The sequence below is a fragment of the Arthrobacter sp. TB 26 genome (assembly GCF_000427315.1).
Lineage (GTDB): Bacteria > Actinomycetota > Actinomycetes > Actinomycetales > Micrococcaceae > Arthrobacter.
In genome coordinates, this window is sequence record NZ_AUPJ01000516.1 from 1 (window position 1) to 5,028 (window position 5,028).

6 protein-coding genes are annotated in these 5,028 nt (G+C 68.1%); 4 read left to right on the forward strand and 2 right to left on the reverse strand.

Going from position 1 to position 5,028, the window contains the following annotated elements; genetic code table 11:
- From hutU to K789_RS0120470, 3 genes are all read left to right on the forward strand, one after another.
- A partial coding sequence (hutU, locus tag K789_RS0120460) for a urocanate hydratase (protein ID WP_024368375.1) occupies nucleotides 1-1,112 on the forward strand: 1,112 nt, incomplete at its 5' end.
- A gap of 95 nt (nucleotides 1,113-1,207) precedes the next feature.
- Complete coding sequence (gene hutH, locus K789_RS0120465) at nucleotides 1,208-2,854, forward strand: histidine ammonia-lyase (RefSeq protein ID WP_416352821.1); 1,647 nt, start codon at nucleotides 1,208-1,210, stop codon at nucleotides 2,852-2,854.
- Between the two features lie 149 nt (nucleotides 2,855-3,003).
- Entirely contained in the window at nucleotides 3,004-3,249 is a 246-nt protein-coding gene (locus K789_RS0120470; RefSeq protein ID WP_024368377.1) for a hypothetical protein, read from the forward strand.
- A gap of 97 nt (nucleotides 3,250-3,346) precedes the next feature.
- Here K789_RS0120470 and K789_RS0120475 read toward each other — a convergent pair whose 3' ends face one another.
- Nucleotides 3,347-3,838 (reverse strand): cupin domain-containing protein, encoded by a 492-nt coding sequence (locus K789_RS0120475; RefSeq protein WP_024368378.1) that lies wholly within the window; start codon nucleotides 3,836-3,838, stop codon nucleotides 3,347-3,349.
- 66 nt (nucleotides 3,839-3,904) lie between these two features.
- Here K789_RS0120475 and K789_RS0120480 point away from each other — a divergent pair, with 66 nt between their 5' ends.
- Complete coding sequence (locus K789_RS0120480; RefSeq protein ID WP_024368379.1) at nucleotides 3,905-4,522, forward strand: TetR/AcrR family transcriptional regulator; 618 nt, start codon at nucleotides 3,905-3,907, stop codon at nucleotides 4,520-4,522.
- A 6-nt stretch (nucleotides 4,523-4,528) separates the two neighbouring features.
- On the opposite strand, the gene K789_RS0120485 is transcribed toward K789_RS0120480, so the two are convergent.
- Nucleotides 4,529-5,028: arginase family protein (locus K789_RS0120485; protein WP_024368380.1), on the reverse strand; the 500-nt coding region annotated here is incomplete at its 5' end.

The following is a 5,028-nucleotide window of genomic DNA, read 5'->3' on the forward strand; positions in this document are numbered from 1 at the left end:
CCTGCCTGATTGTCGACGTCGACGAAAGCCACCTGCGCCGCCGCGCCGGCAAGCGCTACCTCGACGAAGTGGAGACCGACCTTGACGCTGCGATTGCCAAGGTGCTCAAAGCCAAAGATGAGCGCCGCGGCTGGTCCGTCGGCTACGTCGGCAACGCCGCCACCGTGTTCCCGGAGATCCTGCGCCGCCACAACGCCGGCGAGCTCACCGTAGATATCGTTACGGACCAGACCTCCGCGCACGATCCGCTGAGCTACCTCCCGGAGGGCATCACGGTCGAGGAATGGCACCGCGAGGCGGCGGCTGATCCGGAGGGTTTCACCAAAAAGGCGCAGGCCTCTATGGCCAAGCACGTCCAGGCCATGGTCGAATTCCAGGACGCCGGCGCCGAGGTGTTCGACTACGGCAACTCCATCCGCGACGAGGCCCGCAAGGGCGGATACAACCGGGCCTTCGAGTTCCCAGGTTTCGTCCCGGCCTACATCCGCCCGCTCTTCTGCGAGGGGCTTGGCCCGTTCCGCTGGGTGGCGCTCTCCGGCGACCCGGCGGACATCGCCGTCACGGATGCCGCCATTAAAGACCTCTTCCCCGAGAACAAGCACCTGCACCGCTGGATCGACGCCGCGCAGGAACGGGTCGAGTTCGAAGGCCTGCCGGCCCGCATCTGCTGGCTGGGCTACGGCGAACGGGCCAAGGCCGGGCTGCTGTTCAACCAACTCGTCAAGGAGGGCAAGGTCAAGGCGCCCATCGTGATCGGCCGCGACCACCTCGACTCCGGCTCCGTCGCCTCCCCGTACCGCGAGACCGAGGCGATGGCCGACGGCTCCGACGCTATCGCCGACTGGCCGCTGCTCAACGCCCTGCTCAACACCGCCTCCGGCGCCACCTGGGTCTCCATCCACCACGGCGGCGGCGTCGGCATCGGCCGCTCCATCCACGCCGGCCAGGTTTCGGTCGCCGACGGCACCGACCTCGCGGCGCAGAAGCTCGAACGCCTGCTCACCAACGACCCCGGCATGGGTGTCATCCGCCACGTCGACGCCGGTTACGACCGCGCCGTCGAAGTCGCCAAGGAGCGCGGCGTCCGTATCCCCATGAACGAAACCCGCTAACCACCCCCTAGCCCACATCGACTGCTCCGTAACTGCCGTTTTGAGCCTCCAAAAGGGCACTTACGGAGCAATCGACGAGAAATGAAGTAGGAATCATGACTCTCCCCACGAACTCCCTAACCTCGCAAGCTCGGCCAGGGAACCCTGTCCGCGTGGCCCCAACCCACTCACCGCTCACCGTCACCCTCGGCTCCAGCGGGGTCACCCCCGAGGACGTCGTCGCCGTCGCCCGCCATGACGCCCGGGTGACCATCGCCCAGGACGCCCTCGACGCCGTCGCCAAGGTCCGCGCCCACATCGACGACCTCGCGCACAGCGAAACCCCGGCGTACGGCATCTCCACCGGATTCGGCGCCCTGGCCAACCGGCACATCCCCAACGAACTGCGCACCCAGTTGCAGAAGTCGCTGATCCGCAGCCACGCCGCCGGCATGGGCCCGGCCGTGGAACGCGAGGTGGTCCGCGGCATTATGTTCCTGCGCGCCAAAACCCTCGCCTCGGGCCGGACCGGTGTCCGCCCCGTGGTGCTGCAGACCATGGTGGACGTCCTGAACGCCGGCATCACCCCGGTGGTCCGCGAATTCGGCTCCCTCGGCTGCTCCGGCGACCTCGCGCCGCTGTCCCACTGCGCCCTTGTCCTGATGGGCGAGGGCGAAGCCACCGGCCCGGACGGCACGCTGTATGGCACCAAGGGCGCCCGCCCGGTCTCGGAACTCCTCGCCGCGCACGGAATTGAACCCGTCACGCTCGCCGAAAAGGAAGGCCTGGCGCTGGTCAACGGCACCGAAGGCATGCTGGGCATGCTGCTGATGGCCATCGCGGATATCCGCCAGCTGCTCACGACGGCGGACATCACCGCCGCGCTTAGCGTCGAGGCGCTGCTCGGGACCGACCAGGTGTTCCTGCCCGAGCTGCACGCCGCGCTTCGGCCGCACCCGGGCCAGGCCGCCTCCGCGGACAACATGCTCCGGGTCCTGTCCAACTCGCCGATTGTGGCCTCGCACCGGATCAACGACACCAAAGTCCAGGACGCCTACTCGCTGCGCTGTGCACCCCAGGTGGCCGGCGCCGTCCGCGACACCGTGGACCACGCCGCCATGGTCGCCTCCCGCGAGCTCGCCGCCGCCATCGACAATCCGGTGGTCCTGCCCGACGGCAGGGTCAGCTCCAACGGCAACTTCCACGGGGCTCCGGTGGCCTACGTGCTGGACTTCCTGGCCATCGCCGTCGCGGATCTGAGCTCCATAGCCGAGCGCCGAACCGACCGGATGCTGGATCCGGCCCGCTCGCACGGGCTGCCAGCGTTCCTGGCTGCCGACCCGGGCGTCGACTCCGGGCTCATGATCGCCCAGTACACCCAGGCCGGGCTCGTCTCGGACAACAAGCGGCTGGCCGTCCCGGCGTCGGTGGATTCGATCCCGAGCTCCGCGATGCAGGAGGACCACGTGTCCATGGGCTGGCATGCGGCCCGCAAGCTGCGCCGCGCGGTGGAGAACCTGCGCCGGGTCCTGGCGATTGAACTGGTGACCTCGGCCCGTGCCCTGGACATCCGTACCCAGCTCTCCGGCGGCGAACTGACCCCTGGTCCGGCCGGTGCCGCCGTGATCGCCGCCCTGCGCGACGTCGTCGACGGTCCGGGCACGGACAGGTTCCTCTCGCCGGAACTGGAGGCGGCGGACCTTCTGGTGGCCTCGGGCACGGTCCGGGCGGCGGCCGAATCCGCCGTCGGAAATCTCGCCTAAAGGAAAACAAAATGCAGTTTCGGTGAACAATTTCCGGTCCCCCCGAAATAGTCGGCAATACGCCCGCGGGGGACCGGAAATTGTAGTACAAAGGGAAAGTCACACCAATGAAGTTGTGACAAAGAACATATACAAAGGGGTAGAAGTTCATGAAAGCACGCGGGACGGTTATGTCCAGGCGCCTGGCATCGGCCATGGCGGTTTCCGACTGGCGGAGCCTCAAGGCCGGCGATCGGGTCGAAATCCTCAAGCACGCGCAGGTTTTGGCTGTCGGTGAGGTCGAAGAGGTTTCACTGAGCGGCAATGTCCTCTGGCTGGTCCCGGCGGACTTGTCAGTCCCGTCCGAGGCCGGGCTGTTCCTGAAGTCCGATGGCGTGGAGGTGCGGCGCAGCTAGCCGCACCCCGACCGACCAGAAAGTCCCTGCTCCGGCGGGGACTTTCTGCGTTCCGGGGTCGTTTTGACGGGCGCTTTTTTGCTAGCCCCGCGTGCTGCTAGTGCGGCCCAAACGGCGGCGGGCCCAGCAGCACGATGCCGCCGTTCTTGCGCGCGGACTCCTGGACCCTGCCGAAATCCACCGGGCCCGTGTCCCCGTCGGCGAGTGGTGTGCTCGCGTCCCAGTAGAAGGACTCGCAGCAGCCGGGCGTGTGCAGGCAGAGCATCCGCGCCGACCCGGAAAGCACCATGAACGCGTGCGGAACGCCCCGCGGCGCCACAGCCAGGCCGCCGGCGCCGATCCGGTGTTCAGCACCGTCCATGTGCATGAGGATCTCGCCGTCCAGGATGTACATGGTCTCGTCCGAACCAGGGTGCGTATGCAGCGGTGTCATTTTGCCGCCGGCCATCTGGTCTTCAAACAGCAGGAAGGCACCGGCCGTCTCCGCCGCCCTGGCTTTCCAGATGTGCACTCCGCCGCCGAAGAACCAGCGGCGCTCGCCCTGGCCTTCCGCTCGGATGATGGCTGCCGGGCTGCTGACCGTTTCCATTGGATCGCCTCTTTAGTGGCTTATAGGACTGATGTCCCATAACAAGACTGAAGTACCATAAGGTCCATGTCAACCCCCTATCAGGATGCCGGCCGCACGGGCCAGAAGCGCCGGACATTCGAGGCACTCGTTGCTGTCGCCCGGGAAGCGGTGGCGGCGGGGGAGTCCCCGACCGTCGACAGCACTGCGGCAGCAGCCGGCGTCGCCCGGAGCACTGCTTACCGCTACTTCCCGAGCCAGCGTGAGCTCCTCGCGGCAGCCCACCCTGAAACTGCCCGGCAGTCATTGCTGCCGGCGGACGCGCCGGAAGACCCCGGGGCGCGGCTGGACGTCGTCGTGGCGGAGTTCACCCAGCTGATCGCCGACACGGAAGCCCAGCAGCGCACGATGCTCCGGCTCTCCCTGGAGCGGGACACTGCGGAATCAGCGCTCCCGCTGCGCCAGGGCCGGGCGATCGCCTGGATCGAGGAAGCCCTCAAACCACTCCAGGGAACCTTCTCCGCACCGGAGATCCGCGCCCTTGCCCTGGCTGTGCGCAGTGCGATCGGGATCGAGGCACTTGTCTGGCTGACTGATATCGGCGGCCTCTCACGGGAGCAGGCCAGGGCGTCGATGCGCTGGTCCGCGCGGGCGCTGCTCCACCAGGCTCTCGTCGCCGGGCCCCCGCCGGCGGCCCGGCGCTAATGCCGGCTACCCCAGCAGCGTGTTGATCAGTCTCGCGGCTACCTTGGCCGTCCGGCGGTCCAGGTCGAACTCGGGGTTCAGCTCGGCGACATCCAGGTGCAGCAGCTTTCCGCTCGCGGCCACCTGGCGGCACACCGCGCTGATCACCGGCAGCGGCACACCGTACGCGGCCGGGGCGCTTACACCGGGGGCCACCGATGCCGGCAGCACGTCCAGGTCGATGGTCAGGTACAGGGCGTCCACCTGCGCCAGGAACGCTGCCACAAAGGCGTGCGCCGCCCCGGCCGAGCAGCCCTCGTCCAGCAGGTAGTCGACGCCGAGCTCCTCCGCCGTCCGGAAGAGTGCCCGGGTGTTGTTGGGCTCGGAGATCCCGACGACGGCGTACCTCAGTTCGCGGCCCGCGGCGGCTTCCGCCCGGGCCATCTGCAGGAACGGGGTGCCGGAACTGGGCACAGCCTCGTCGCGGAGGTCGAAGTGGGCGTCCAGGTTCAGCACGCCCACGCGCA

What these genes read in the sequence shown, in the direction of transcription:
- K789_RS0120480 (WP_024368379.1), top strand. Translation starts at nt 3,905, where the DNA reads ATGTCAACCCCCTATCAGGATGCCGGCCGCACGGGCCAGAAGCGCCGG.
- hutH (WP_416352821.1), top strand. Translation starts at nt 1,208, where the DNA reads ATGACTCTCCCCACGAACTCCCTAACCTCGCAAGCTCGGCCAGGGAAC.
- K789_RS0120470 (WP_024368377.1), top strand. Translation starts at nt 3,004, where the DNA reads ATGAAAGCACGCGGGACGGTTATGTCCAGGCGCCTGGCATCGGCCATG.
- K789_RS0120475 (WP_024368378.1), bottom strand. Translation starts at nt 3,838, where the DNA reads ATGGAAACGGTCAGCAGCCCGGCAGCCATCATCCGAGCGGAAGGCCAG.